We start from the raw sequence: 26905 nt of genomic DNA, 5'->3' as shown, positions 1-26905 counted from the left end.
ATCACTGACTACCCATAATGCTGCGTCTCCTCCTTCATTGCATTGCCTGGCTCCTATTGAGCACCCCCTTTGAAGGGGGCCCAGCGCCAGCCTATCGGGCTCAGTCATCAGCAACAGGTATCATCCCCACGAGCTTCCTCCGCTTCTTCCCACGGCGGGATACCATCTACACCCTAAGCCCGTGGTACTTGGAGCTCAACCTGCAACGGCAGCGGTTATATCTCGTCAGCCGCAACGGTGAACGGCAGGAGTTCAGGGTTTCTTCAGGTACCCCCTGGATAGCTGGGGGGATCGAAACCCCAACGGGGCTATTTACGCTGCAGACGAAGGCAACCTTAGCGATCTCCCGTCAGTTCGACAATACCCGGATGCTGTATTGGATGGGCTTCTCCGGTAATGTTGGCTTCCACGCCTTAGAGGGATGGAGCTACTACCGCCACCTCGGGGTGCGCCCGTCGTCGCACGGCTGTGTACGTCTGAGCCGTGAAGACGCCCGCTATCTCTACCACACACTCCGCCGCGGTACCCCCGTGCTAGTCTACAGCAGGGAGCCAGCACGCGTGCTCTCCTTCCTACTCCCGGAGGAATTCGACCCTCACCGCGATTGGCTCTTAGGCTCTGATTTCGCCACGGAACGGCGAATTCTCCAGGCACGACTCCAGGACCTCTACAGCGGACGCATTCGGTATCCCCTCCGACGGGCTGCTCTGGATGGCTCTACCGTACTGCCCTCCCCGGGGTACCCAATCGGGTCTGCGGACTCGATTCCCTCCCAAGAGCCCCCATTGCTCCTCAGCGCAGCTGCAGAGTTTCTACCAGTGCCTGCAAGCAACACATGGGCTTCCTTTTACTCCTACCGCCACCACCCTCATAGCGACTCATTGCCTTGAAGGCCCTAACGGCAGGTACCGGCTCTGCCAATCAGGAGCGTACGGCTCGCCAGGACAGGTAGAGTGCACAAGCACGTAGTCATTGAAGCCCGTCAGGTCCACGAAGTAGAAGTAAGTCCCACCTCGCAGTTCGCTGTAGAACCACGCCTCATACGGTCGGCGCTCCGGCGTGGGCTGGATGCTCTCCCGCTGTGTTGGCCGACCGTACTTGAGCAGTACTCGGCCACGGTCCGAACGCCACCCCTTTCGCCACCGGGGGGAAGCAAAGAAGGTGTTGGCATACTGCACCCGCGATCGGAAGTCCTCGAGGGCCTCGTTAACGGCGGTGAGGGGATTCGGGTCCCGCTGCAGCCAGAAACGGAAGAGGAAACGCTGACGCGCCCGCAAGTCCGTAAGGGAGCGGGCCACCTCGAGCTCTTGAGGCGTCGCCAAGTAAGCAATTTGCTCTAACTCTTCGGCAACCCGATCCTCTGAATAGGCCGCAAACTCACTCTGCTCGAAGAGGCTGTCCTCAGGCTGACCCGTGATAGCCTGTGGAGGCATCTCGGGGTTGAGAACGTAGAAGCGCTTCTCTGCAGAGGTGCTGTCGCGATCACTTCGGGCAACGACCCGGATGAAGTAGACCCCGCTCGGCACAACATTGAGCGGCAGTTCCAAGACATCGGCTAGGGCGTCCGAGACAGCCTCAAAGCGGCGCTCCATCTCCCACAGAAGGCGACGCACGGCATCCTGGAGTTCATAGCGAATCACCCCACCTTGTGGCGCGTGTCGACGTGCACCATAGAGCTCCACGTAGAGCCGCAGGATTGGGTCTGTCCCTCGGTATTCAACCGTAGGATTCGGCACAACCCGATATCGCCCCTTGTGGAATGGGGAAGACCCAACGCCTTCTTCGACACGTTCGATGAGTATGGCCAACTGAATATCGCTAAGCTGGAGCTGGGCCGTATCAAAGGCACGGAGGGATAGCCCAAACTGAGCCGTTGCTCGGCGCGTGCTGTCGTGTACATCTTGGACAACGAGACGGACACGGTACTCGCCAGGGGCTAGGAGGAAATTCTGCTGCCCAATGAGCTCCTGAGGCTGCTCGATCCGTGGGGTTGGGCGCTCAACCGGAACGACCCATTGGTGCGCAAGCACAGGACGTCCTGCACTGTCTACCTGCACACCGAAGTAAAGCTCGCCGAGATATCCCTCGCGGTGGGGCCGGTAGCAGAGGATCGTATCCGGAAAGGCGTAGTAGAGTTCCCACCGCGGCGTTCGCCCCTCATGCCAGAACTGTGCAGCGTCGAAGGAGACATGGAGTTGTCCCCATAGGAACAGCGGCATTGCCACGATAAAGAGCACATTCCGCGGGTACGCCATCACAGGCAGACGCGCAGCTCATCGGCTGCCAATTTACTCTGCTGCAATGCAGCAATCCGCTTAGAAGTTCAACCCGTAGTTGAGGCTGGTATGCAACTCGGTGAAAGGTCGCCGCCCGGAACGCTCAGAACGGTTCAGGAAGGTGTTCCAGGTCAGCGTTCCCCACTCCTTGAGGTGGTAGCTCAACGACAATCGGAGTCCCCACTGTGTATCCCACGCTACTACGTGAGTCTGGGACAGGCTTAGTCCTACTGAGCCATTGAGCTTCTCCGGAACGATCGGGTAAGAGACGGTCTCTCCGAGCATCCAGATCCTGGTCCGCAAGCCACCGGCCTCTGTAAGCGCATAGCTGGCCGTAGTCGTCAGGCCCAGCAACGAAGGGAACAACAGGCTGTGCGAGAGGAACAGGGAGTGTGCCTGCTGCTGCGTGGCTCCACGACTCACGGGATTGCGGTCGTCCGTCTTAGAGAACGCATAGGTCGCTGCAACGGAGTTCATACCCCCCAGTCCGGAAAACTGCCACCGTGGGCTCAGCAAAACGCTGTGGTAGACGTTCTGCACCCGGAAGGTGTCGTTGTCATGCTGCATTCGCATGCCGTAGTTGGAGTACTGCACGTCGACGCCGAAGTTCTGCGATGGCTGCCAGCCAACGCCCGCTCCAGCGATGATACGCCGTGAGGTTCCCAGGCGCGTCTTCCGCAAGTTATTCCACTGGAGTCCTCCCGAGAGGCGAACAGAGACTGTTTGCTCAGCAAAGCTGAACTGAGGCGCTACGCTGACCTCCGCTACATCGTTGAACAGCTGCGGATACCCGAGGCTGTAGAATCCCGGCCCAACCCAGCGCCCATTCAGATTGACAGCCACCGAAGGTGACGGCACAATGCTAATCCCTACTGTAGCAGCTCCGTCGATATTGGAGGAGTAGCGAGACGCAAAGAGCCAGTCTGGCAGCTCTGATTCCTTCCTCTGCGCACGGATACTGCTGGAGAAGGCGCTCACGGCAATCTCCCCACGGACGGTCATCCCTGTCGTCAACGGCACTTGGAACGAAAGCGCCGCAACAGCGTTGTCCTGACCTGGGGTGACGACCGTATCGCTACGCCCCAGCAGCGTATCCCGCACGACTCGGGCAAGGCGAATACTTGTGGTATCGTCCAGCAGGCGCACGTAGTGTAGCGCTACCTCTGCACCTTCATCGGTACCGAACCCTACCGAGCCACCCCACACCCAGCGGCGATATGCACCAGGAGAGCCGCTGACGGTATCTATGGGTCGAGGATGCTGCACGATACCGTATAGTCCTCTCAACCGCAGAGGACCAGGTGTCAGCTCCAGTCCTCCACCGAGCACACGCAGCTCTCCGAAGCTCAACTCCGATAGCTGCAGCGAGAAGTATCCGCCGTGGAGGCGCAGCCACGAGGTAATCCGCGGACTGAGGCCAAACTGGTTGAACGGCTGCAGCGGTTCCACAATCGAAGAAGGTGCCCGCCGGCCTACGGCAGCGCTGTAAGAGAACTCAAATGGAAGCTCGACTTCCCCGAAGAGCCGCACGACTGGACGGAAGAACACCCGAGCCCCATACCGAGGCATGTAGTGCTGAGATGGAGCTTCCCCAGTGCTGGTATACGCCTCCGCAGTCGTACTGAGCGAGCCTCGAAGTTCTATCGGAGCGGCCGTGCGGTCCTGTGCTATCCCCACGACCGCGAAGCTGGCAAAGCAGATTAGAAGCGCTACAGCCATGAACCCCCTCAACGGTTGGCAGTACTCAAGCGTCTACTCATACTCCGCCAAAATGCGAAGGGTTCCCCATTCCCAGGCTCTATTCTTGCCGGAGGCTGCGGCATTGTTCGTCAATACCGTGCGCAGAAAGTCCGAAAAGGCTGGCATGGAAATGCATTACCGGCAACATGCGGTGTGGATGCTTACATCCCTGCTCTTCCTCGGCCTGAACTGTTCCGGAGGCCGAGGGGAGCGGTTGTATGAAGAGAGCCAGAATCCTCCTGACAGCCTCCGACACCTGCTCACTGCAACTCTCACTGGCACGCGAACGAATGCCATCACCCGTGCTGTCCACCTCTGTAGTCCTGCCGTCGTAGGCATCACTGTGATAGACGAGCGTGAGGTCGTCTACCGCGACCCCTTCAGCTCGTGGTTCTACGACGACCCGATCTTCCGCTTTTTCTTCGGCGAGCCACGTGAGTACCGTCAGCGCTACACGATCCGGAACTTAGGCTCTGGATTCCTCATCTCCCCCGACGGCTACGTTGTGACCAATCAGCACGTCGTCGGCGAACGCCCGACAAAGATCACGGTGACCCTGGTTGGAGGCGAGCACTACGATGCTGAGCTCGTCGGCTCCGATCCCGTCAGCGACATCGCACTGCTGAAGCTCCGTTCATCGAAGCCCCGCCAGTTCCCATACCTGCGGCTCGGCAACTCCGACTCCGTGATTGTTGGCGAGTGGGTCATCGCTCTCGGGAACCCCTTTGGACTGTTTGACCTCAACGCAAAGCCAACTGTCACCGTCGGGGTAGTCAGCAACGTTGGAGTCAACTTTCGGCAGGGTGGGCGGGTCTACCGCGGCATGATCCAGACCGACGCTGCCATTAGCTCCGGCAATTCCGGAGGCCCGCTCGTCAACGCCCTCGGAGAGGTTGTGGGGGTCAATGCGGCGATCATCTCAACGGCTCAGAACTGGCAAGGCGCAGGTAGTATCGGAATTGGCTTTGCTATCCCCATCAATCGCGTCAAGCGCATCATCGAGCGCCTACACGCCGATGGGCATATCGACCGCGACGTAGATATTGGTATCCGCTTGGGCGATCCTGAGCAGTTCGATGTAGGAAAGCTGTCATACGGTGCCCTCGTCGTCAGCGTCCGCCGGGGCTCCCCGGCCGACAATGCGGGGATTGAGCCAGGAGACATCATTACGGCCATAGACGGCACCCGTATCCGCGATAGCGACGATGCCAACCTGCTGTTGGCTGACACGATGGTTGGACAGCGCCTGCGAATCACCATCCTGCGCGACGGGCGGGAGAGGACAGTTGAATTGGTCGTCGGCAGGCGCCGCTCATGATAAGCTCCCTACGGTGCGAGGGCTTAGCCAAGGCGTATCGCCGACGCCTGGTTGTCCGTAACGTCTCGCTGGAAGTCCGGCAGGGGGAGGTCGTTGGACTCCTGGGCCCAAACGGAGCAGGCAAGACAACGACGTTCTACATGCTCGTCGGGATGATTTCTCCGACGGCCGGGCGCATCTTCTTGGACTCGCAGGAGCTTACCCACATGCCAATGTACCGCCGTGCTCGCTTGGGGATTAGCTACCTGCCGCAGGAACCCTCGGTCTTCCGGCGTTTGACGGTAGAAGAAAACATCCGAGCCATCCTCCAGCTCCGCCGTCTCCCAAGTCCCGAACAGCGCCGACGCTTGGAGCAGCTCCTGGAAGAGTTCGGGATTACCCACATCCGACATCGGAAAGGCTACATGCTCTCCGGCGGAGAACGCCGACGTTGCGAGATTGCTCGCGCTCTAGCGTCTGATCCCAAGTTCATCCTGCTGGACGAGCCCTTTGCCGGCATAGATCCGCTGGCCGTCGAAGATCTCATGCGCCTCGTCCGCCGCTTGAAGGAGCGTCGTATCGGCGTGCTCATCACAGACCACAACGTCCACGAAACGCTCTCCATCACGGACCGGGCCTATATCCTCATCGACGGCTCCATCTTCTACGCTGGAACGGCGGAAGAAATTGCTGCCCATCCCGACGTGCGCCGCCTCTACCTTGGCGAGAGCTTTTCGCTGGAACGCTACCGCTGGGAGTAGTCGTTCAGTGTCGGAAGTGGCGCGTACCTGTGAAGACCATGGCAACGCCGTGGGCATCGGCCGCGGCGATGACCTCCGCATCACGTACCGACCCGCCAGGCTGAACTACTGCTGTTGCCCCCGCAGCAATCGCCTCCTCCACCGCATCCGGGAAGGGGAAGAAGGCATCAGAAGCAACCACAGACCCGCTGAGCGATGGTCCACTCTCTCGCGCTTTACGCACGGCCACTCGAACAGCATCCAGCCGCGACGGCTGTCCCCCGCCGATTGCTAGCGTCCGATCGGGACCTGCGAAGACTATGGCGTTCGACTTCACATGCTTGACGACACGCCAAGCGAAGCGGAGAGCCTCCCATTCCGCTGGCGTAGGTTCTCGTTGCGTCACCACCTGCCACTCCTCAGTCCGCAGAGGCACGGCAACATCCGACGTCTGGACGAGCACACCCCCAAGGATGCTCCGGAAGTCTTGCTCCCACTGCTGCCGCAGTAAGGGCTCGTTGTAGCGGAGGAGCCGGAGATTCCGCTTGCGCTGGAGTAGTGCCAGAGCCTCTTCGGAGAAGTCCGGTGCCAGCACTTGCTCTAAGAACACAGACGCTAACCGCTCTGCTAACTCCGCGCCCAATGGACGGTTGACCACAACAACCCCACCGAACGGCGAAATCGGATCGGATGCCCAGGCCTTCTCCCAGGCTTTCACCAAGTCCTCGTCACTTCCAACTCCGCAAGGTGCTGTGTGCTTGAGGATGGCCACTGTGGGGGCCTCAAACTCGAGGATGAGTCGCACAGCAGCGTCCGCATCCAGCACGTTGTTGTACGAGAGCTCTTTGCCATGGAGCTGTTGGAAGCAGCGGCCGTAATCGCTGCCGTAGAGCCAGCCACGCTGGTGGGGATTCTCCCCGTAGCGGAGCTCCTGTGCCAGCGGGAGGACTTGAACCCACCACTGTGGAGTATCCCCGTCGGCCCGCAGGGCTGCAGCCACCGTAGCATCGTAAGCGGCTGTTCGGGCAAAGGCCTCCGCTGCGTAGCGCCGGCGCACAGACTCGGGGACCTCCCCGTGTTCACGGAGTAGTGCAATGACTTCCCCGTACTGGGCCGGCTGCACGACGACCGTCACCCATGGGTAGTTCTTCGCTGCTGCCCGCACTAATGCCGGACCACCAATATCGATTAGCTCCAGCATCCCAGCGTCCAGCTCTGAACTGTCGAGAGCCTGTTCGAACGGGTAGAAATCCACCGCCACCAGGTCTATAGGCTCCACGCCAAAGCGTCGGAGCTGCTCCATGTGTTCCGGCACATCACGCCGCGCCAGTAGAGCAGCGTGGATGAGTGGATGCAACGTCTTCACCCGCCCGTCCAAGATAGGCGGGAAGCCCGTCAGCTCAGAGACGGCTTGCACGGGGATTCCAGCCGATCTCAGCACCTGGGCTGTACCATCGGAAGCCAGCAGCTCTACCCCAAGCTGGGAGAGCTGGCGAGCAAACTCTACGAGCTCATCTTTCCGCCATGCGCTCAGCAGAGCCCTGCGAACTTTCATGGACTTGGGGCAAGCGTTGCACATACGGGATAGCGGCAAGCCCAACGGCAGCGAGCACTACCGCCGCAGAGCCGAAGGAGAGTAGCGGAGAAAGTGCCATGCTACCGTTCCCCCACAGCGGGCCGAGGATCCGCGCTAAGCCCTCCAGTGATGTCGTCACCCCTTGGAGGCTGCCCTGGTAAGCCGATGGCGTGACACGGCTCAGCACGCTAAGCAGCGTTGGGATTGCCATCCCCGATCCCAATGCTGCTGGAACGACGCAGAGCATGAAGAGCGGGACTGATGGCGCCAGCACTGCTGTACCCAGCCCTACTGCTGCCAGGAGAGACCCTACCCAGAAAGCGTTCCCATCCCCCAGTCGGCGGGCAACCGGCCCGACAATGGCCACCTGCGTCAGAACTCCCAAGGCACCGGCGAAGGCCACCAAGTACCCCACATGCTGTTCCGTGAGTCCGAAGCGGCGATGCACCAAGAGGGCAAAGCTAGTCTGGTAGACTGCCTGGGAGCTCCAGAGGAGGAAGTCGAAGAGCAGAAACGGGCGCACCATCTGGTGGCCCCACAGCCTCCGAAAACCCTCTCCAAACGAGCCTACAGACCGGGTCCGATGGCGCGCTGGCTCAGGCAATCCCATAGCAACCCACAGCGCAGCAATGAAACTGAGTGCGGCAGCGGCCCACGCCGGTGCCGATAGCCCCCACGCTGCTAACGCGGACCCCAGCAATGGCCCTACGACGAAGCCAATCCCAAACGCAGCTCCGATCAGTCCGAACCCGCGAGCACGCTCGCTTTCTTCCAAGACATCGGCCAGGTATGCCCGAACGGTAGTGATGATCCCACCGAAGGCACCATCAACCAGACGAGCAACGAAGAGCCACTCCAGTGAGGGTGCTAGAGCCATGATGACATACCCAACCGCTGCCCCCACGAGGGCCAGGAAGAGGAAAGGCTTCCTACCGTAACGGTCCGAGAGTGCACCCCACAGCGGCGAGCTCAATACCTGCGCTATAGAAAAGCTGGCGAAGAGCGCTCCGATTTCCAGCTCTGATGCACCAAAGCGCTGCCCGTAGAACGGCAGGAGCGGGATGATGATGCCGAAACCGATGAGGTTTACAAGGACTGCACCGAAGAGGATTGCCACCGCTCGCTGCCGTGCCTTCCGTGGGTGATGTTCCATCCTAACTGAGCCCTGCAGCAAGGCGCAAACTTAGGGAAAAACCTACCGGGGCTTGAGAACGCTACAGCAACACCACTCAGCTTCGCAGCCAGAAGCGCACCGTCGTCCCTACCCCAGGCTGGCTCTCCAGCTCGTACGGTGCCTGGTGGGCTTCCAGGATGTGCTTGACGATTGCCAAGCCAAGTCCGCTCCCCTCTACCGCCGAGGCTTCAGCATGCCGCACCCGGTAGAAGCGCTCGAAGACTCGCTCCTGATGCTCCGGCGGAATCCCAATCCCGGTATCCGCAACCTCTACCCGCACCCGTTTGCCTTCGGGGCGGATTCGCACGTGGACTGAGCCTCCAGGACGGTTGTACTTGATGGCGTTCTCCACTAGGTTGCTCAACACCTGCTCGATCCGATCTCGATCTGCAACGACCTCGACCGGCTCTGATGGTGCCTCTACGTGGAGCTGGACCTGGCGCTGGGTCGCCTGCTCCGCGAACATCTCCACCACCTCCTTGGCCAACTCCGTCACTGAGAAGGTCCGCAGGCGCATCCGCACAGCCCCAGTCTCAATCTGGGAGATCTCCATCAGGCGTGCCAAGAGATTCTCCAGCCGCTGGGCGTACTGCAGCGCCTTCTGAGCGAATTGGTGGACTGTTGTAGCATCTTCAGGTGGAGCCTCTGCTAACGTCTCCAAGTACCCTCGGAGTGCGAAGAGCGGATTCCGGAGCTCGTGGGAGACGTTCCCAAGGAAGTCGCTCCGGACCCGCTCTAACTTCCGTACCCGTCCCAACTCTGTCTCTACGGCCTCTGCCAGTCCACTGAGTCGCTCTGCAAGCAGACGTATTTCCGCTGGGAACTCCGCCCCGAGGAAGCGCACTGAGAAGATCCCAGAGCTGAGCCGCTGTAAGCGCTCGGCCACTTCGTATGCCCAAAGGGTAACCTCCTGCTGGAAGCGGCGCTGCCATACTCGGAGCAGTATCCCAGACCCTGCTAAGCCCACCCCAATCAACGCAAAGGATGCCCATCCACTCCAAGTGCCCGCAACGGCTGCTACACTGCTGATACCCGTCCACCACAGCGCTAATCCCCAACCGCGCCGCTGCCAGAAGCCTCCGAAACTCTTCATCTCCCCTCCACGAGCACCGAAGCCACGACTGCCGCAAACAGCATCACGAACGCGATAGCGTACGCCCACACTACGAGCGACACCAGTGCCGCATACGCCCCGTAAATCCACCCCCACGGGGCCAAGTTCTCCAGATACCACCCGTAGCCTACCCGCAGGAGCTCGGTCATCACAACGGCCACGAGCATGGCCCTCCAGATGACACGGCCCGGCGGAGCAGGTGTTGGAACGAAGCGGAAGACAAACCAGAAGAGCAGCGCTTCCAGCAGCACAGAGGTGGCTGCACTCCAGGCTCCCTGCACGACCTCGTACCACTGTGGCGGCAGTAGCTCTGCTCCCCAGGCAATCACCATCCCCCAACCGACCAAGACCGCCGACAGCAGGAGGCTCAACAGCAAGAGGACAACCGTCAGCAACATGTCTCGGAGCCGGCTCCAGAGCCCTAATGCTCGCTGCGGCTTCGGCGGGAGTCTCAAGGCCGCATGGAGCCCAGTTCGCAGGGACTGCAGGAGCGCGGAAGCTGTCCACAGCAACGCGACTATCCCGAAGACGCCCACCGCTGCACGTCGCTGGACGAAGACCTCAAGCTGTTCCACGACCGACTCCATCAGACTCTGGAGCCGGGCCGAAGGCATCCAAGGCAGTACGAGGACGCGGTTGAACGCCTCCTCCACAACCTCAGGCTTCACGAATCCAGCGAATAGCCACAACGCGACCATCCCTAGCGGAATGAAGCAGAGGGCGGCGTTGAAAGCAATTCCTGCTGCCAGCAGGAAGAGGTGCTGCTGCGCCAGGCGCTGCCCCACGGTATCCCCAATCCAAACAAGCCAGCGGAGAGAACCCCACAGCGGCTGCCATCCCCTACTGGCCTGCATCCTGCCCCTCATAACGAGGGAACCGGAACCGAAACCGCGTCCCTTGTCCGACAGCGCTCTCTACCTCTACCGTCCCCCCATGGGCCTCAACGATCCAGCGCACAATCGCCAAGCCCAATCCAACCCCATCACTGCTATGACTGCGGGTCCGCGACTTCTCCACTCGGTAGAAGCGCTCGAAGATTTGCGGCAGCTCCTCCTCTGGTATGCCGATGCCCGTGTCAGCCACTTCAGCCACGACGGTCTCAGCCTCCGAAGCCACCCGCAACGTCACGCGTCCCCCGGCCGGTGTATACTTCAGTGCGTTGTCTACGACGTTCAACACGGCCTGGCGCAGACGGAGTGCATCGCCGAACACGTAGCACTCCTGCGCCACCTCCGTTGCAATTGAGAGTCCACGATCGCGTGCTAGCGGCTCGATGTCCTCTGCGATCTCGCGGACGATGGCTCCTAGGTCCACACGACGGCGCTCCAACTGCACCTGCCCGCTTTCAGCACGGGCCAGCTCCAGGAGTGTCTCCACAATCCGGTGCAGCCGCAACACCTCCTCCAGCACGCTGGAGAGCACTCGCTCGTACTCCTCTGGCCTCTTCCGCGACCGCAGTGCCAGCTCTAACTCGCCGATGAGGATGGTCAGCGGAGTCCGGAGCTCATGCGACACGTCGGCTGTGAACTGTCGGATTTGGGCAAAGGAGGCCTCCAGGCGCGCAATCATCTGGTTGAGCGTTCGCGCCAGGTGGGCTAACTCATCCTTCGTTGGCGGCTCTGGGATTCGTAGACTCAGATTCCGAGCCGTGATACTCTCTGCCGTCCGCCGCATCTGCTCCACTGGCCGCAGCGACGCTCGAGCCAGGAGCCATCCCCCAAAGGCCGAGACTGAAAGCACCAACGGCAATGCCCAAAGGAGCGTCACTGCCAGCCGCTGGAGGACTGACTCAATCTCGCGGACGCTATACCCCACGGCGATCTGCGCCAGGCGAGTGTGATGGACCAAGAGTTCCACAGGCTCACCTCTGAGCGCAAAGTGGCGATACTGCTGTTCCCCAACGGTCATCCCCGCCAGTACGGGAAGGCTGTCTCCCAGAAGGTTCTCCGAACGCCAGAGGATGCGTCCGGCGGTGTCGGCCACTTGGAGAACGTAGCTGCGGGGGTTGAGGAGGACGTACTGGTAGATGGCACCCCAGACCTGGCTCTCCGCGCCCATCAGCGTATCGCTTGGGAGCGGACCCACGAAGCGGCGCACCGGACGGGCAAAGAGCATCTGCTCCCACAACGGCAGCAGTCGCCCGTGGCGTGGAGGCCGGAGCCGCCGCCCCGCTTGCTCTTCAGCACGCTCCAGCAGCACCCCCACTGAACGGGCCACCTGCTCCAACGAATGGCGCAGACTGCTGTAGAGCTCCTGCCGTACACTCCAGTACCAGAACAGCCCGAACCCTATCAAGACAGCGGCGACGACAGCCCCATACCAGAGCGTCAGCCGTGCCCGCAGCGAGAGCCGTTGCCCAATCATGACGCAGCCGCCTCCACAAGCACCTGCCGTAGCCGCTCACACCACTCTCTCCCAAAGGCCCGCTCCAGCGCCTCCGCCACCGACACCACAACTGTCGTACCGCAACGGCGCCCGTGATCGTACGCTGGAGCACACTCCTCGAAAGGTTCAGCCACCAAGTAGCGCTGACCATGGCGCTGACGTAAGCGGAGCGGAAAGAGGTGGCATGAGAGGGGCTTCCGAAACGAGCTGAGGCCTTCCTCGTAGGCCTGCTCTATGGCGCAGCGAGCAATTCCTCGCTCCCACACTACGAAGACGCACGCGCCCTCCCCAACGCAGCGGGTGTAGAACTGTCCCTCTTGCCGCACCACCGCCCCGCTTTCCTGGAGCACCCGCTGTGTCTCCGCTGGCAGGCGCGGCAGTAGCAGAGGGACGAGCGATTCTACTATCGGCACCTCTTCCTCCAGTAGCGGAGCTCCCAAAGACCCCGACACTGTGCAGCAAGCACCACGGCAGCGCTCTACATCGCAGGCAAACGGCAGCCCCGCAATCGAGCTCTGCACTAGCACATCACCGATTGGGATGAACCCAGACTGCTTCATACCCCTCGCTGGTGCGGGTCCCAGATGTACTTGTGGAGCTGCAACTGTAGCCGCACCGGCAGCCGGTCCTGCAGAATCCATTCAGCCAACTGCCGCGGAGAGATCAGTCCAAAAGCTGGCGAGAAGAGCACAGCTGCCGTCCGCTCTGGCAGGCGATATTGTTCGATTACCTGGCGGGCGAATTCGTAGTCCTGCCGGTCAGCGATGACGAACTTCACCTCATCGTGTGGGCGCAGCAGCTCCAAGTTACGCCAGTACATCAACGGCGTCATACGCGAGGACGGGCACTTGACATCAACAATCCCAATGACTCGCTCATCCAGTGGTTCAATGCTGATGTGCCCACCTGTCTCAACGGCGACAGTGTAGCCTTCGTCGCACAGCAGCCGCATTAGCCCAAAGCTCCCCCACTGTTCCAGCGGCTCGCCGCCGGTGAACTCTACGAAACGGCACCCGTAAGCCTGCACACTCCGCAGAATCTCTTCCCCCGTCATCCACTGTCCTCCGTCGCGTCGGTCCAGTGCATACGGCGTGTCGCACCACACGCAGCGCAGTTTGCATCCCTGCAGGCGCACGAAGACACAGGGCATTCCCGACCGGCTCCCCTCGCCCTGGATGGAGTGGAAGATCTCGCTCACGTGGAAACGCTCCCTCACAGGGTCGATCGCCTCCACAGCTTCCCGCGTCGGCTGTCGCAGCATCTACCGGGTACCGAATCGCTCTTCACACTGGCGCCACAAAGAGACGAACCAACCTCTTGCAACATAGCCCTGCCGAGACAACTCCAGCATTCCTCACAGCCCCGCTGTAGCCATGCAATAGTCTCAGCCACGCCCCAGCTCCCATCAAAACAATTGGGACACGCGGAGATTGAGCACTCCAACACGCTGTCTCAGCCCCGCCTCGGGCCCATCACACGAGCATCCTTCCACACGCGACCATCTCGCCCATCTAGTGCTAGGCCATGCTCGTACACCCTAGTGTCCCACGGCCGCACTTCCAGATGTCACCCGTCCATACCCTACGCCCGGGCAATCCTATACATCGCAGCTTCCGACTCCGCTGGTCTCTCATTACCGGCTCCACCCGCCCGACACCCGCCAGGGCAGAACACAGCACCGCTGTCGTTCCCTGTGCAGGCTCAAGACACCCCCCTAGTCTGGCCCCGTAGCAAGCTTTGCTCCTACTGGCCGGAGCTGCTCCCACAGCCAACAGAGTCCCCCGACGACGAGGGCAACTGCTGTGTTGACTCCATGGGCAATCACAGCATAGGCTAGTGCCTCCGCCGGCGGTATGGCAAAGAGCTCCACCAATGCGAGCTGGACGGCCACATGGTAGACCCCTGCTGCCGATGGGGTCGGGGCTACTGAGATGGCCACCGCAGAGACCACCAGCACCTGAAACGCCTCAGCCGGACCGAGTGGCAACGAACAGACCCAGAAGAGCCCATACAGCGGCACCCAGTAGCTGAACCACAGTAGCAGAGTCTGCAGCAATAGCAGCACGTACAGGCGGGGCTGCCGGAGTGCAGCCACTCCAGCAGCGAGTTCTTGAAGGAGTTTGCTGCCTCGCTGCACCGTGCCGGGAAGCCGCGTGTGCATCCACCGTAGCAACCATCCTCCCCAACGCCGGGCGCTCACTAGAGCCGCAACCACAAGGGCCAACACACCTAGGCTCACGAGCACTGAGCCGATCCCGCCGGACCTCTCCACGATGCCGATGAGCCTCTCGGCAAACAACGTGCTCGCAACGAGGAGTAGCATCACCAGCGTAGCAACGTCGAGCAGCCGCTCAACGGCAACTGTAGAGAGGAGCGTCGCTGGGGAGAGCCCCTCGCGACGGCTCAGGACGTACGGGCGGACCAACTCGCCCGCCCTTGGCACAATCGAGTTCACAGCGTAGCCGACCATCACGGCGGAGAAAGCATTCCCTAAACCCGGCAGCCGACCCAGGGCTGCCTGCACCAACAGCTGCCACCGCCATGCTCGCAGGAGATGGGCCCCAAGAATGACCGGCACGAACACCCACAGCCATTCATACGCCGTTCGGCCGAGCACCTCCACGAAGGCATTCCAGTCGGTGATCCGTGCTGCCACTACTACTGAGAGGCCCAGAAGTCCAAGGCTCAGCCCCCAGCGGAGAAAGCGCCCAAGGCTACGAGGCTGCATGCACAAGTGCCCGCTTGCCCATGAACGCACGCAACGCCGCCCCCGTATGCGAGCCTAAATGGCGCATCACCCGCTCCGGGGTCCCCATCACAACGACATGCCCCCCAGCATCCCCCGCCTCCGGACCTAGATCCACCACCCAATCAGCTGCTGCGATGACATGTAGGTGATGCTCGATGACCACGACCGTGTGTCCAGCATCGATGAGCCGCTGCAGGACGGCTAGCAGCCGCTCTACATCGCAGAGGTGAAGCCCTGTAGTAGGCTCGTCCAGCAAGAAAAGCACGTGTCCGGAGACCTCCTCCAGCAGGTAGGAAGCCAACTTCAGCCGCTGTGCCTCCCCACCGGAGAGCATCGTCGTGGGCTGCCCAAGCCGTAGGTAGCCCAATCCGACCTGCTGAAGCGGCAGAAGGCGCTCCACAATCCGCCGATGCTCGGCGAAGAATTCCACCGCTTCGTCCACGGTCATCTGGAGCACGTCCACGATGGACTTGCCCCGATAGCGGGCCTGCAGGACTTCGCTCTTGTAGCGAGTCCCCCGGCAAGCGTCGCACTCCAAGGGGAGGTCGGAGAGGAACTGCATCTCCACCCACACAATCCCCTCGCCTTGGCAGCTTTCGCAGCGCCCGCCGGGGATGTTGAAGGAGAAGTAGCCCGGGGTCCAGCCCCGCTGCCGCGCGTAGTCTGTGGTAGCGAAGACCTCTCGGATGCCATCGAAGGCCTTCGTGTAGGTTGCCGGCGTGGAACGGCTGGAACGCCCTGGCGGGGCTTGGTCAATGAGCACCACGTGGTCGATTGCCTCCGCACCCTCTATACCAGCGCAACTGCCGCTCCCCTCCGCCGGCAGTCCCTTGAGGCGGCGCAGCGTAGTGTAGAGAACATCGTAGACTAGCGTGCTCTTGCCCGACCCGGAGACACCTGTCACCACCGACAAGCAACCCAACGGCAGCTCGACATCCTCCCCCTTGAGGTTGTTGGCGATCGGCTTCCGAATGCGGAGCCAGCCTTTGGGCGTGCGATGCCCCCTCTTGTTGGAATCCACCTGGCGACGGCCAGAAAGATACTGCCCCGTCAACGTTTCAGCCCGGAGTAGTTCCTCCACAGTGCCCTGGAAGACAACCTGTCCACCGTGTTCTCCGGCGCCCGGACCGAGCTCCACAACCCAGTCGGCATGACGAATGATGTCCGGGTCATGCTCCACTACGACAATCGTGTTGCCCAGCTCGCGCAGACGGAAGAGGATGTGCAGAAGCCGCTGCGTATCCCGCGGGTGGAGCCCGATGCTGGGTTCGTCCAATACGTAGAGCGTGCCCACCAATGCCGAGCTCAAGGCCGTTGCTAACTGGATTCGCTGCACCTCTCCACCAGAGAGCGTATGGGAGAGCCGGTCCAGCGTCAAGTACCCTAGCCCAATGTCCACCAAGACCTGCAGCCGGCGCCGAATCTCTGCTAATACGGCCCCAACAACGGCCTCCTCAGATGGCGAAAGCTGGAGCTGCAGAAACCACCCCAGCGCCGACGCTAAGTCCATCGTGATGAGCTCCGGGAAGAACTTCCCGCCAACGGCGACCCGACGCGCAGAGGTCCGCAGCCGCGAGCCCCCGCAGGCTGGACAGCGCGTGTAGCCACGGTAACGGCTCAGCAGTACCCGCACCTGTACTTTCTGCGTCTGCTCCTCCAACTGAGCGAAGAAGCGGTTCAGCCCAATGTAGCCATCAGCACCCTCCCAGAGGATGCGCCACTGCTCGGGGGTAAGCTGCTCTACGGGAACGTCTGGGGAGATGCCATACTTCGGAGCAACCGCCAAGAGCCGTCGGAGATGGTGCGCATACGCGGGGGTCCGAAAGGGATGGATAGCTCCATTCCGCAGGGAGCGACGCTTGTCAGGGATGACGAGCTCTGGGTCAATCCCCATCGTCCGTCCAAACCCCTGGCAGGTCGGGCAGGCTCCCAAGGGACTGTTGAAGGAGAAGAGTCGAGGCTCAGGTTCTACGTACTCAATCCGGCACACTGGGCACTCGTACCGAGTGCTGGCCTGCAGCTCCGTCCGGGTAGAGAGCTCGTACGCCATAGCCCGTCCCTGCCCTTTGGCGAACGCCGTCTCCAAGGCCTCTACGAGCCGTGCACGTGTCTCCTTGTCAAGCTCAAGCACGAGCCGGTCTACAACGACAACCCATTCGGCCGCGTCACTAATCCAAGAGGCTGCCTCCGAAAGCGGTACCATTGCCGCTGTCGGACGATGGAAAAGCCGCACGAACCCCTCTGCCTGAAGGCGCTCCAGGCGCTCCTGCAGCGAAGGAGGTGTCTCCGGAAAGTGGAATCCCACAATCAGCCGTCCGCCTACGGGCAGGCGCAGAATCTCCTCTGAGAACGACTGTGGGGATGACCGCCGGACGAGTCGGTTGCAGCGGACACAGTACGTCTTCCCCACGCGCCCGTAGAGTAGGCGGAAGTAGTCGTAGAGCTCGGTCATCGTGGCTACCGTAGAGCGGGGATTCCGCTGTAGCGGACGCTGCTCCAGTGCGATGGCTGGTGGGAGTCCTTCGATGCTCTCCACGTCCGGCCGTGGCATCCGCTCCAGGAACTGCCGGGCGTAGGCAGAGAGCGACTCCACAAAGCGCCTCTGTCCTTCGGCGTAGAGCGTGTCGAACGCTAGAGACGACTTCCCTGAACCGCTCGGACCAGTAATGACAATCAGGCGCCCGCGTGGAAGGGCAAGCGCAATGTTCTTCAGGTTGTGGGTTCGAGCTCCGTAGATGCGAATCCAGCGCTGCTCTGCCATTCCCTCTCGGTAGCGCCAAGCGCCCGCAAAGGCACAAAAATAAGGCGACACGAAGGGCCTTCGGAGTTCATATCTTTGCGACGCCCACGAAGTGCCACTGTCAAGGGGTTCGATGGAGCAGCCGCTGTACGCCGTTATACTAGGGGCCTCCAGCGGTTTCGGACGCGCCACTGCGTTAGCCCTGGCCCGCGAGGGATACCATATCGTCGGAGTCCACTTGGACCGGGCTGCAACCTTGCCCAAGGTTGACGAGCTCAAAGCTCAACTCCAAGCCTGCGGGGTTCGCGTTCTCTTCTTCAACCAGAATGCGGCTGATCCTACCTGTCGCCGAACAGTTGTAGGGGTGCTGAAGCAAGAGTTCAGTCTCCATCCCGGAGCGACCGTGCGTGTCTTGTTACACTCTCTGGCGTTCGGCACGCTCCTCCCACTCGTCGCTGCTCCTCCTCAGGAGAGCATCAGCCAGAAGCAGCTTGAGATGACGCTAGATGTGATGGCCAACAGCCTCGTCTACTGGACCCAAGAGCTCATCAGGGAAGGACTCATTGGTGCTGGAGGTCGGATCCTAGCCATGACGAGTGCCGGCAGCGAACGTGCCATTCCGATGTACGGCGCAGTCTCTGCAGCAAAGGCCGCGCTAGAAGCGTACGTCCGGCAATTGGCTCTAGAGCTGGCTCCCTACGGCATCACAGTGAACGCCATCCGGGCCGGCGTCACCGACACTCCTGCCCTGCGGCGTATCCCCGGGCATGAGATCCTCATAGAGAACGCCATCGGCCGCAATCCGTACCATCGCTTGACGACCCCAGAAGACGTCGCACGCATCGTCACCTTATTAGTCCGTCCTGAAGCAGCTTGGATTAACGGCGCAGTTATTGCTGCTGACGGGGGTGAGAACGTCGTTGACGTCACTTGGTGGAAGCCCGAGAAGAGTGAGTCTCACATACCTCAGATGTCGTAGGAATGCGTCTTCTCTGCCTTGTTCTCGTGACACTTGGTAGTGCGATTGCACAGCAAATCCCGCAGTACCGCGTAGAGCCACAGGATGGCCGCCCGCCCCGGCCGGTGACAGCGGCAGATCCGTTTGAGCTCTATACTTACTACGGTGCTGGCCTCCAGGTCGGCTGGATGAGCGGCATAGGGCTGAGTTTCCGCATCTCCTCACCAGTTCGGTGGGGAGGGGAGCTCAACGCCGGCATCCTCAAGCTAAAGAAAACCAGCTTCTGGTGCCTCGGCGGCGAAGTCCATTACCGCCTCAGTGCTACCCCCAGCTACAGGACCTACCTCTTAGCCGGGCTAGGTTACTACTCGCACACGACAGACTCTAAGCCAGAGCCAATCTGGCCAGTTCGGTTCGGAGTAGGGCTAGGGGCTGAGGTCTTCCTCGTCGAGCTCCTGGCCTTAGGGGCTGAACTCGCGATTACCGCCTACACCAATGGCGACGCTCTGCAGGTACTTCCACTACCCCAGTTCGGGCTGATGTACTACTTCCGCTGATGCCCCTGCACCACGTCTACGGCAGCTGATAGTGTTGCTGTGCTATGTGGGTTGGGTGTACTGCTCTCCGAGCCTCTCCCGTGCACCCACACCCCTTCGCTGCACGCAGTCTAGCGCAGGCCCCTGTGGCTCCTACAACCCTACAGCGGTTCAGCGACACGCTCGTCGTAGCAGCAGGAGTAGTCTCTACTGGCACGCCACTGACAACGCATGCTGAAGCTCTACGGCTCTTCCAACAAGAGGAGCACGACTCGGCACTAGTACTGTTGCAGCGTCTCACGGCCCTCTCCGCAGCCCGATTCTCCAGCTAACGAAGCCCTCTTCCACGTCGCCGAGTGCATGGCAGCATTGGGCTAGCCTTCAGAGACACGCTCAATACAAACTTCTACAGCAGCCCGACAGCAGGCCTTCTCTGCGAGAACGACTCTTGCTCCGCCCCGGGCATCTAGTATGTGCAGAGAATGACCACCTCAAGGCTCAGGAGTTCTTCTCGCAGCTTCGCCGCGAGTTCCCGAAGTCGTAGTATCCTGTGCTGCCCTCCGGTCCCCCATGCTACCACGGTAGCCAGTGGTCCCTAAGTTTGTACCTCTCGATGTGACTGGAGTGCGACGCATGCCAACGGTGCTGGAAGTCCGAGACCTTACGGTGGAATTTCGCTCGGAGCAGTACGTAATCCGAGCAGTAGACCAGGTCAGCTTCCGCCTAGATCGGGGCAAGGCACTGGGAATCGTAGGCGAATCGGGCTCTGGGAAGTCCGTGACAGCGCTCTCGCTGATGCGGCTCGTGCCTGCCCCAGCTGGACGCATCGTGAGCGGCAAGGTCCTCTTCCACCACCAGGATGGCCGGGTTGTGGACCTCCTCTCTCTGCCCGAACGCGAAATGCAGCGGTACCGTGGCGACCGCATTGCTATGATCTTCCAGGAGCCTATGACCTCCCTGAATCCCGTCTTCCGCTGCGGGGATCAGGTCATGGAGGCCCTCACGATCCATCGCTCCATGAGTCGTCAGGAGGCATACCAGCGCACACTGGAGCTGTTCGCTGAAGTTGGACTGCAGGACCCAGAGCTCATCGCCCAAAGCTATCCCCACCAACTCTCGGGCGGGCAGAAGCAGCGTGTCATGATTGCCATGGCGATGAGCTGTGAGCCCGATATCCTGATTGCTGACGAACCCACGACAGCACTGGACGTGACTGTCCAAGCGACAATCCTTGAGCTGATGCGTCAGCTCCAGCGCTCTCACCAGATGGCTCTCATCTTCATCTCGCACGACTTGGGCGTAGTGGCGGAGATCGCTGACGAAGTCGCCGTCATGTACAGAGGGCGCATCGTAGAGTATGGCCCGCTGGAACAAATCTTCACAGAGCCACAGCACCCATACACAAAGGGACTACTAGCGTGTCGGCCGCGGTTAGACCGGAAGCTACGGCGGCTCCCAACAGTGCGAGATTTCATGGAGGAACTGCCGGACGGCGCTACTCAGGAACGGCTCCACATCAGTGTCCAAGAGTACATCAATTCCCTCACCCTCCGTCCTGAAGAGCTGGCCGCTCGCACTACCGCTATAGCTGGAGAAGTTCCGCTGGTGGAGGTAGAGGATCTGCGCGTCTACTTTCCAATCCGCAAAGGTCTATTCAGCAGAACTCGTGGCTTCGTCAAGGCCGTCGACGGCGTCTCCTTCTCGATCCGCCGGGGAGAGACGCTAGGGCTGGTGGGCGAATCTGGCAGCGGCAAGACGACCACCGGGCGCGCTATCTTACGCCTCATTGAGCCCACAGGCGGAAGGGTCTTCTTCGATAGGCAGGACCTCCTCGCCCTCAAGCCAGCAGAGCTGAAAGCCCTCCGACGTCAAATGCAGATTATCTTCCAGGACCCCTATGCCTCGCTTAACCCCCGGCTCTCAGTTGGCAGCGCTCTTATGGAGGTCCTGCGGGTCCACCAGCTCTTCGACTCAGACCGCGAGCGCCGTGAGTACGTGTTCTGGCTCCTCCACCGGGTTGGCTTGGAGCCACGCCACTTCTGGCATTACCCACACGAGTTCTCCGGCGGCCAGCGCCAGCGCCTCGTCATCGCTCGGGCCCTCGCCGTTCGGCCCCGTTTCATCGTCTGCGATGAGCCTGTCTCAGCCCTCGATGTCTCCGTCCAGGCCCAAGTACTCAACCTCTTGGTCGAGCTGCGCGAGGAGTTTGGGCTAACCTACCTCTTCATCACCCACGACTGGAGCGTCGTCAAGTTCATTAGCGATCGAATCGCCGTCGTGCAGTCCGGGCGCATCGTGGAAATTGGCGACGCCGAAGAACTCTACCGGAACCCACGGCACGACTACACGAGGACCCTCATTGCTGCCATCCCTGGCGCTCGGTTAGAGCAGCTCCAGCACCAGCGTGTGGGAACGGCACCGGCATGATTGAAGTCCTCCACCTCACAAAGCGCTTCGGCCCAAAGGTTGTCCTCCAAGACGTCTGCCTGAAGATTCCCACAGGCCAGACCACATGCATCATCGGGCGCTCTGGCTCTGGCAAGACGGTACTCCTGAAGCACATCGTCGGGCTTCTACGCCCCGACTCCGGCACAATCTGGATTGACGGGCAAGAGGTCACCAAGCTCCGGCGGGATGAGTGGTTCCAGCTCCGGCGGCGCTTCGGATATGTCTTCCAGGGTGCAGCACTCTTCGACTCGCTATCCGTGCTCGAGAACGTCGTCATTGGACTCTACGAGCACGACATCCGCCAGCCTGAAGTCTTGCACCGCGAGGCGCAGCGCGTCCTCAGCGCCGTTGGGCTTCTGCCGCCATTGGAAGAAGCCAACAGTCGCGAGTTCCAGCGGGAATACGAGCTCCTCTGCCGCAAGTACCCCGCTGATCTCTCCGGTGGCATGCGCAAGCGCGTGGGGATTGCCCGAGCGCTGGTCGGGAACCCAGAGTACGTCTTCTATGACGAACCCACAAGCGGCTTGGACCCCGTCACCTCCGAGCAGATTGACTCCCTCATCGCCGAACTGGCCCAGCGGCTACAGGTGACCTCGGTCGTCATCACACACGATATGTTCACCGTCCTCCGGATCGCCCACCGCGTGGCCTTGATCGACGAGGGGATCATCCGCTTCGTCGGAACCCCAGAGGAGATGCTGCAGAGCAGCGAGCCAATCGTGCAGCGCTTCTTGGAGCGGTACGTCATCCCTTTAGACTCCTACCCCCACAGAGCCCGCGCTGCCTCCAGCAGTGTCCTTCCGAAGATGTAGACGTCCCGGAAGCTATTGTAGAGCGGCACAGGGGCCAGCCGTATAACGTTCGGCTCTCGCCAATCCACGACGATCCCAGCAGCCTGGAGCCGGTTGTAAAGCTCTTGGCCGTTCTCACCGACCCAGAGCGAAAGCTGGCACCCCCGATGGCGAAGATCAGAGGGCGTCAGAAGGCGCAGAGGGGCTTTGGGTACCGCCTGACGCACAGTCTCAATCCAGTATTCGGCATAGCTGCTGAGCCAATCCCGCTTCGCGCAGAGCAGCTCAAAGCCAGCCTCATGGAAGAGCCGAAGCGCTATGCGATGAACCGCCAAGGGCAAGACCGGGGCGTTGCTGAGCTGCCACCCCTCCGCCCCAAGAGTCGGAAGGAACTCCGGCAAGAGGCGAAAGCGAGTCTCCTCCGGAGTCCCCCACCATCCCCCTAACCGCACCCTGCTTCTATCAGTGGCATGCCGCTCGTGGACGAAGATGCCCCCAACCCCACCTGGGCCAGAGTTGAGGTACTTGTACGAGCACCATGCCGCAGCGTCTACTCCCCAGGCATGGAGCTGGAGTTCTACGTTGCCGATAGCATGGGCCAGGTCCAAGATGACATGTGCCCCCACAGCGTGAGCCGCCTGCACAATTGGCTCAATCTCGAATCGCTGTCCAGTGTAGTAGTGCACGCCGCTGAGGAAGACAAGGGCCAACTCTTCTCCGAACTCTGCAATCCGGGAGCAGATATCCTCTGTGCGCGACAAATGCCCATCTAGCGGGGGCTCGACGAGAACGATGTGCTGGCTGGGTTCTAGTCCGTGCCATCGCAAGTGTGTCTGGGCAACGTAGAGGTCTGAAGGGAAGGGGTAGTGCTCCATGAGGATTTTGGTGCGTCGCCCAGCCGGCCGATAGAAGCTGGCAAGGAGCAAGTGGAGGTTGACCGATAGCGAGTTCATCGCCACGACTTCGTGTGGCTGCGCTCCCACCAGCTCAGCAAGGTACTCCGTCACTGTGCGGTGGTACGAAAACCACGGGAGTGGGCCGTGGAAGTGCCCATCCACTGCCAACTCAGCCCAGCGGCGAAGTTCTTCGTGGACTGCTACTTCCGCCTCTTTGGGCAGTAACCCGAGCGAGTTGCCGCAGAAGTAGACGAGTTCTTTGCCGTCTCGACATGGAATGAAAAAGCGCCGGCGAAACTCCGCTATGGGGTCGGAGTCATCCAAGTGCCGGGCATACTCCTCCGTTGCCTCGTACTCGCTCCTCATGACCGAAGCGCTGCCGGCTGCGTCAGCCCGAGGAACTCCTGCACGTTTTCCGCAAAGACGCGGCGGAGCACGTCTTCAGGCAATCCCGTCTCCTCAATGAAGCGCCCGTGCTCCAGATCGCCCAGCGGGAAAGGGTAATCGGTGCCGTAGACCACTCGGTTGGGGCCAAAGGTCTCCAGCAAGAAGCGGAGAGCTCGCGGGTCATGCGTGACGGTGTCAACCCAAAAACGCCCTACGTACGCTCGGGGATTGCTGATGGCATTGACGTTGCAGAGATCCGGGCGTGCCTCATACCCCTTCGCAATCCTGCCCAGCGTGAAAGCAAAGGAGCCACCCCCATGGGCGAAGAGGACGCGCAGCCGAGGGAACCGGTCGAAGACTCCTCCGAAGATGAAGCAGCAGATGGCTACTGTCGTCTCTGCCGGCATTCCAACGAGCCACTCCAAGAAGTAGCGCTGTAGCCGCTCACGCCCCAACATCTGCCACGGATGGACAAAAAGTGCAGCGCCAAGCTCTTGGGCCGCTTCGTAGAAGGGAAAGAACTCGGGGTCATCCAGGTTCCGTCCGTTCACGTTGGAGCCAATCTCCACCCCTGGGAAGCCAAGCTCCTGGACGCAGCGCTCCAGCTCGCGAATGGCATAGTCTACATCCTGCAGAGGGACTGTTCCGAGCGCCAAGAACCGCTTCGGGAAACGGGCGACCACCTCCGCCAGATGGTCGTTGAGGAATCGGGACCACTCGTAGCAGTCCTTAGGGCGGGCCCAGTAGTAGAAGAGCACCGGCACCGTGGAGAGCACCATCATCTCCACCCCGTGTCGGTCCATGTCCTGTAGGATGCACTCCGGGTTCCAACTGTTCTCTTGCAGCTCCCGGAAGACCACCCCATCATCACGCACCATTCGAGCCCGCCCGGGGGCATAGTGCTCCATCCGGACGAAGCCTCCGTAGCCGAAGCGACTCTTCAGATCAGGCCACTTAGGAGGCACAATGTGAGCATGGACATCTATCTTACGCAGTGCCATAGTGCCCGCTCCCTAGGGGAGCAGCTAGATTACCGCTTCTTCTTGTGGCGATTCTTCCGACGCCGCTTCTTGAGCTTGTGGCGATTCATCTTGTAACGCTTACGCTTCCGACCACACGGCATCGGCCTCTTACGGTTTTGTGGAACTTGCCTGGAGCGAGTCTAACGTCCGTAGTGCCTGCTGCGCCCTCTCGGCCAGGGGGAGCGCAGGATGCAGACGGATAAGCTCTTCAAATGATTGCCGAGCCCCCTGGAGGTCGCCAGACTGGGCTAAGAGCACACCGAGATTGAAGAGTGCAATCGGGTGATCAGGGAAGCGCTCCAATACCCGACGCAGCTCCCTAATTCCCGCTGCCTGCTGACCGCTAGCGAAGAGGGCATAGGCGTAGTCTATCCGCACTTCGGCCTGGCCTGGATCGGCTGCCAGATAGCGCTGGTAGAGCGGGACTGCTTCAGCGAAACGTCCTATGTCGTAGTAGAGATTCGCCAACTCCAGCACGGCGACTAGGTTGGTAGAGTCCCGTGCCAACTGCTGCTGGAGCACGCTCAGGCGCTGTTGCTGTTCCTGGGACAGCTCCGGCTCCCCTGCCGTTGCCGAGGCAGGCACCGGACGGAAGACTTGTTTCAGCAGCCAGGAGCCAAGGCTCAATACGACAACAACCGCCACAGCAATGACCCAGCTCCGCACGGATTCACCTCAACCTTGCTGCTGAACCCTTCGGATGAACTTCGGTGAAGGCTTGAAGTCTGGCACATGTCGCTCGCCGACGGGAACAGGCTCGCCCGTTCGTGGATTGCGGGCCATCCGCGGACGTCGCCGTCGCAGGAAGAACGCCCCAAATCCCCGAAAGTCAACTCGCTCACCCCGCGCAACCTGTTCCTGGACGAACTCCAAAAGGTGCTCAAGCACGGCGCGCACCCGTGATGGCTGGATTCCCGTCTTCTGGCTCACGTACCGCACTGCATCCTGACGTCGCATCCCACTCCTTTGCTCAAGCTACAGCGGAGCAAACTTACAGCGCCCTCCTCCAATTCCATCCCGGCCGTGGTCATGCTTCCATGGTCTCCTTGCCCTGCCCCTCCGCTGACTGAATCCCTCCGGCCGACACACCTCGAGAACGCGCAATCCGCTCCTGCCGCAGCAGTTTTGCAAGCTCGCGGAGGTCAGCAACCTTGTCCGCCTCGTCAACGATTTCCACCCCCAACAGCGTCTCCACGATGTCCTCCAGCGTCAGAATCCCCTCTACGCCCCCGTATTCATCCACGACGACGAAGAGATGCTGCCGCTTCTCCAAGAAGGCCTCTAGTGCATGGTCTAGCTCCAAGGTCTCGGGCAAGAAGTGGACCTCGCGGACGAGCTGCCGAACGGGGATCTCCGCTCTGCCTTCCCAGAAGGCCCAGAGGAGCTCCTTTGTCAGCACATAGCCAATGATCGTGTCCGGCTCTCCTTCCCACACAGGAATTCGCGAGTAGTTCCGGAGCTCAGGGATACGGAGAGCATCCCGCACGCTGATGTCCGCAGGGCAGGAGACCATCACCGTGCGGGGCGTCATGACATCAGCGACTCGAATATTCCGAAGGCGCATGAGGTTCGTCACCAGCCGGTACTCTTCCGGCTCCAAGGCCCCCTCTTGGCGGGCTGTCTCCACGACCGCGGAGAGCTCTTGCCGTACAAGCTCCGCTTCTTGGCGTCGAGGAAGCCAACGCAGCAAGAAGCGCCAAGGGACCTCCGTTCGATGGAGCAGCCAGAAGAAGCCTCGCAGCGCTCGGAAGAGGGGCTCCGGGTACAACATCCCTACCACCTGGGCCATCGGTCTCAGGCACCCCACGAGGAGTATCGCCACCGCTACCCCCACGAGCCGCCCCCACATCGGCAGTCCCCACTGCTGTAGCAAGAAGAAGACGGCGAAGAGAAAGGCCCCCTCGACAACAGTCTCCCAAAAGCTCAGCACAGCTCGGTGTAGACGCACCTCCTCACCTGAGCGCTCAGCCATGAGCATCCATGGCTCTTCCTCCACCACGCCCCGCCAGAGATTTAAGGCAATCTGCGCCAGCAGAGTACCCCAAAGTACGAGCCACAAGAGCTCTTCCATGGAGC

24 protein-coding genes are annotated in these 26905 nt (G+C 61.0%); 8 read left to right on the top strand and 16 right to left on the bottom strand.

All coding sequences use genetic code 11. The features are described 5' to 3' along the window. Positions 1–17: 17 nt before the first annotated feature. Positions 18–890 carry a L,D-transpeptidase gene (locus tag NZ960_01750; protein ID MCS7176343.1) on the top strand — a complete coding sequence of 291 codons (873 nt, stop codon included), beginning with the start codon at positions 18–20 and terminating at the stop codon, positions 888–890. Here the strand turns inward: NZ960_01750 and NZ960_01745 are convergent. Both NZ960_01745 and NZ960_01740 read right to left on the bottom strand, forming a co-directional pair. Beyond that, complete coding sequence (locus NZ960_01745) at positions 879–2255, bottom strand: GWxTD domain-containing protein (GenBank protein MCS7176342.1); 1377 nt, start codon at positions 2253–2255, stop codon at positions 879–881. The two genes, NZ960_01750 and NZ960_01745, sit on opposite strands and share 12 nt — an antisense overlap. 60 nt (positions 2256–2315) lie before the next feature. Next, complete coding sequence (locus NZ960_01740) at positions 2316–3995, bottom strand: hypothetical protein (protein MCS7176341.1); 1680 nt, start codon at positions 3993–3995, stop codon at positions 2316–2318. 178 nt (positions 3996–4173) lie between these two features. Between NZ960_01740 and NZ960_01735 the strand changes: the two genes are divergently transcribed. Both NZ960_01735 and lptB read left to right on the top strand, forming a co-directional pair. Then, positions 4174–5334 carry a trypsin-like peptidase domain-containing protein gene (locus tag NZ960_01735; protein ID MCS7176340.1) on the top strand — a complete coding sequence of 387 codons (1161 nt, stop codon included), beginning with the start codon at positions 4174–4176 and terminating at the stop codon, positions 5332–5334. After that, entirely contained in the window at positions 5331–6074 is a 744-nt protein-coding gene (gene lptB, locus NZ960_01730; protein ID MCS7176339.1) for an LPS export ABC transporter ATP-binding protein, read from the top strand. The genes NZ960_01735 and lptB overlap by 4 nt, the downstream gene beginning before the upstream one ends. A gap of 4 nt (positions 6075–6078) precedes the next feature. Here the strand turns inward: lptB and purH are convergent, their stop codons facing one another. From purH to uvrA, 9 genes are all read right to left on the bottom strand, one after another. Continuing rightward, positions 6079–7608: a bifunctional phosphoribosylaminoimidazolecarboxamide formyltransferase/IMP cyclohydrolase gene (gene purH / locus NZ960_01725; protein MCS7176338.1), complete on the bottom strand. Its 1530-nt coding sequence runs from the start codon at positions 7606–7608 to the stop codon at positions 6079–6081. Further along, the gene (locus NZ960_01720) at positions 7565–8782 is read right to left on the bottom strand and encodes an MFS transporter (GenBank protein ID MCS7176337.1); all 1218 of its coding nucleotides are present in this window, start codon (positions 8780–8782) and stop codon (positions 7565–7567) included. Before NZ960_01720 ends, purH begins: the two co-directional genes overlap by 44 nt. 76 nt (positions 8783–8858) lie before the next feature. After that, positions 8859–9896, bottom strand: coding sequence for an ATP-binding protein (locus NZ960_01715; protein MCS7176336.1), 1038 nt, complete (start codon positions 9894–9896; stop codon positions 8859–8861). After that, positions 9893–10771, bottom strand: coding sequence for a YihY/virulence factor BrkB family protein (locus tag NZ960_01710; GenBank protein ID MCS7176335.1), 879 nt, complete (start codon positions 10769–10771; stop codon positions 9893–9895). The genes NZ960_01715 and NZ960_01710 overlap by 4 nt, the downstream gene beginning before the upstream one ends. Then, positions 10758–12281, bottom strand: a complete 1524-nt coding sequence (locus tag NZ960_01705; protein MCS7176334.1) for a heavy metal sensor histidine kinase — start codon at positions 12279–12281, stop codon at positions 10758–10760. The genes NZ960_01710 and NZ960_01705 overlap by 14 nt, the downstream gene beginning before the upstream one ends. Next, positions 12278–12862, bottom strand: a complete 585-nt coding sequence (locus NZ960_01700; protein MCS7176333.1) for a DUF3109 family protein — start codon at positions 12860–12862, stop codon at positions 12278–12280. The genes NZ960_01705 and NZ960_01700 overlap by 4 nt, the downstream gene beginning before the upstream one ends. After that, positions 12859–13563: a 7-carboxy-7-deazaguanine synthase QueE gene (locus NZ960_01695; protein MCS7176332.1), complete on the bottom strand. Its 705-nt coding sequence runs from the start codon at positions 13561–13563 to the stop codon at positions 12859–12861. The genes NZ960_01700 and NZ960_01695 overlap by 4 nt, the downstream gene beginning before the upstream one ends. A gap of 453 nt (positions 13564–14016) precedes the next feature. Further along, a complete protein-coding gene (locus tag NZ960_01690) occupies positions 14017–15030 on the bottom strand; it encodes a flippase-like domain-containing protein (protein ID MCS7176331.1) in 1014 nt (337 codons plus the stop codon). Then, positions 15017–17812: an excinuclease ABC subunit UvrA gene (gene uvrA, locus NZ960_01685; protein MCS7176330.1), complete on the bottom strand. Its 2796-nt coding sequence runs from the start codon at positions 17810–17812 to the stop codon at positions 15017–15019. The genes NZ960_01690 and uvrA overlap by 14 nt, the downstream gene beginning before the upstream one ends. Before the next feature lie 112 nt (positions 17813–17924). On the opposite strand from uvrA, the gene NZ960_01680 reads away from it, so the two are divergent. From NZ960_01680 to NZ960_01660, 5 genes are all read left to right on the top strand, one after another. After that, entirely contained in the window at positions 17925–18770 is an 846-nt protein-coding gene (locus tag NZ960_01680; protein ID MCS7176329.1) for an SDR family oxidoreductase, read from the top strand. Between the two features lie 2 nt (positions 18771–18772). Then, entirely contained in the window at positions 18773–19306 is a 534-nt protein-coding gene (locus tag NZ960_01675) for a hypothetical protein (protein MCS7176328.1), read from the top strand. A gap of 44 nt (positions 19307–19350) precedes the next feature. Further along, entirely contained in the window at positions 19351–19617 is a 267-nt protein-coding gene (locus NZ960_01670) for a hypothetical protein (GenBank protein MCS7176327.1), read from the top strand. A gap of 301 nt (positions 19618–19918) precedes the next feature. Continuing rightward, positions 19919–21712 carry an ABC transporter ATP-binding protein gene (locus tag NZ960_01665; protein MCS7176326.1) on the top strand — a complete coding sequence of 598 codons (1794 nt, stop codon included), beginning with the start codon at positions 19919–19921 and terminating at the stop codon, positions 21710–21712. Next, positions 21709–22545, top strand: a complete 837-nt coding sequence (locus tag NZ960_01660) for an ATP-binding cassette domain-containing protein (protein ID MCS7176325.1) — start codon at positions 21709–21711, stop codon at positions 22543–22545. The genes NZ960_01665 and NZ960_01660 overlap by 4 nt, the downstream gene beginning before the upstream one ends. On the opposite strand, the gene kynU is transcribed toward NZ960_01660, so the two are convergent. The 5 genes from kynU to NZ960_01635 form a co-directional block, all read right to left on the bottom strand. Then, a complete protein-coding gene (kynU, locus tag NZ960_01655; GenBank protein MCS7176324.1) occupies positions 22494–23786 on the bottom strand; it encodes a kynureninase in 1293 nt (430 codons plus the stop codon). The two genes, NZ960_01660 and kynU, sit on opposite strands and share 52 nt — an antisense overlap. Then, complete coding sequence (locus tag NZ960_01650; GenBank protein MCS7176323.1) at positions 23783–24808, bottom strand: amidohydrolase; 1026 nt, start codon at positions 24806–24808, stop codon at positions 23783–23785. The genes kynU and NZ960_01650 overlap by 4 nt, the downstream gene beginning before the upstream one ends. Positions 24809–24937: 129 nt before the next feature. Then, positions 24938–25495, bottom strand: coding sequence for a tetratricopeptide repeat protein (locus NZ960_01645; protein ID MCS7176322.1), 558 nt, complete (start codon positions 25493–25495; stop codon positions 24938–24940). 9 nt (positions 25496–25504) lie between these two features. Next, positions 25505–25786, bottom strand: coding sequence for an HU family DNA-binding protein (locus NZ960_01640; protein ID MCS7176321.1), 282 nt, complete (start codon positions 25784–25786; stop codon positions 25505–25507). A gap of 70 nt (positions 25787–25856) precedes the next feature. Then, positions 25857–26900 (bottom strand): CBS domain-containing protein, encoded by a 1044-nt coding sequence (locus NZ960_01635; protein ID MCS7176320.1) that lies wholly within the window; start codon positions 26898–26900, stop codon positions 25857–25859. Positions 26901–26905: the final 5 nt, after the last annotated feature.

It is taken from the genome of Candidatus Kapaibacterium sp. (genome assembly GCA_025059875.1).
Classification (GTDB): Bacteria; Bacteroidota; Ignavibacteria; order Kapaibacteriales; family HRBIN21; genus HRBIN21.
Note: the sequence above shows the minus strand (reverse complement) of the source record. Positions and strands in the feature narration are given on the sequence as shown.

Coding starts and splice junctions, on each gene's coding strand:
- NZ960_01695 (MCS7176332.1), bottom strand. CDS start 13,563: ATGCTGCGACAGCCGACGCGGGAAGCTGTGGAGGCGATCGACCCTGTG.
- NZ960_01740 (MCS7176341.1), bottom strand. CDS start 3,995: ATGGCTGTAGCGCTTCTAATCTGCTTTGCCAGCTTCGCGGTCGTGGGG.
- NZ960_01675 (MCS7176328.1), top strand. CDS start 18,773: ATGCGTCTTCTCTGCCTTGTTCTCGTGACACTTGGTAGTGCGATTGCA.
- NZ960_01700 (MCS7176333.1), bottom strand. CDS start 12,862: ATGAAGCAGTCTGGGTTCATCCCAATCGGTGATGTGCTAGTGCAGAGC.
- NZ960_01660 (MCS7176325.1), top strand. CDS start 21,709: ATGATTGAAGTCCTCCACCTCACAAAGCGCTTCGGCCCAAAGGTTGTC.
- NZ960_01650 (MCS7176323.1), bottom strand. CDS start 24,808: ATGGCACTGCGTAAGATAGATGTCCATGCTCACATTGTGCCTCCTAAG.
- NZ960_01680 (MCS7176329.1), top strand. CDS start 17,925: ATGGAGCAGCCGCTGTACGCCGTTATACTAGGGGCCTCCAGCGGTTTC.
- lptB (MCS7176339.1), top strand. CDS start 5,331: ATGATAAGCTCCCTACGGTGCGAGGGCTTAGCCAAGGCGTATCGCCGA.
- NZ960_01640 (MCS7176321.1), bottom strand. CDS start 25,786: ATGCGACGTCAGGATGCAGTGCGGTACGTGAGCCAGAAGACGGGAATC.
- NZ960_01690 (MCS7176331.1), bottom strand. CDS start 15,030: ATGCAGCCTCGTAGCCTTGGGCGCTTTCTCCGCTGGGGGCTGAGCCTT.
- purH (MCS7176338.1), bottom strand. CDS start 7,608: ATGAAAGTTCGCAGGGCTCTGCTGAGCGCATGGCGGAAAGATGAGCTC.
- NZ960_01635 (MCS7176320.1), bottom strand. CDS start 26,900: ATGGAAGAGCTCTTGTGGCTCGTACTTTGGGGTACTCTGCTGGCGCAG.
- NZ960_01710 (MCS7176335.1), bottom strand. CDS start 10,771: ATGCAGGCCAGTAGGGGATGGCAGCCGCTGTGGGGTTCTCTCCGCTGG.
- NZ960_01665 (MCS7176326.1), top strand. CDS start 19,919: ATGCCAACGGTGCTGGAAGTCCGAGACCTTACGGTGGAATTTCGCTCG.
- NZ960_01720 (MCS7176337.1), bottom strand. CDS start 8,782: ATGGAACATCACCCACGGAAGGCACGGCAGCGAGCGGTGGCAATCCTC.
- NZ960_01670 (MCS7176327.1), top strand. CDS start 19,351: ATGTGGGTTGGGTGTACTGCTCTCCGAGCCTCTCCCGTGCACCCACAC.
- NZ960_01715 (MCS7176336.1), bottom strand. CDS start 9,896: ATGAAGAGTTTCGGAGGCTTCTGGCAGCGGCGCGGTTGGGGATTAGCG.
- NZ960_01750 (MCS7176343.1), top strand. CDS start 18: ATGCTGCGTCTCCTCCTTCATTGCATTGCCTGGCTCCTATTGAGCACC.
- uvrA (MCS7176330.1), bottom strand. CDS start 17,812: ATGGCAGAGCAGCGCTGGATTCGCATCTACGGAGCTCGAACCCACAAC.
- kynU (MCS7176324.1), bottom strand. CDS start 23,786: ATGAGGAGCGAGTACGAGGCAACGGAGGAGTATGCCCGGCACTTGGAT.
- NZ960_01735 (MCS7176340.1), top strand. CDS start 4,174: ATGCTTACATCCCTGCTCTTCCTCGGCCTGAACTGTTCCGGAGGCCGA.
- NZ960_01705 (MCS7176334.1), bottom strand. CDS start 12,281: ATGATTGGGCAACGGCTCTCGCTGCGGGCACGGCTGACGCTCTGGTAT.
- NZ960_01745 (MCS7176342.1), bottom strand. CDS start 2,255: ATGGCGTACCCGCGGAATGTGCTCTTTATCGTGGCAATGCCGCTGTTC.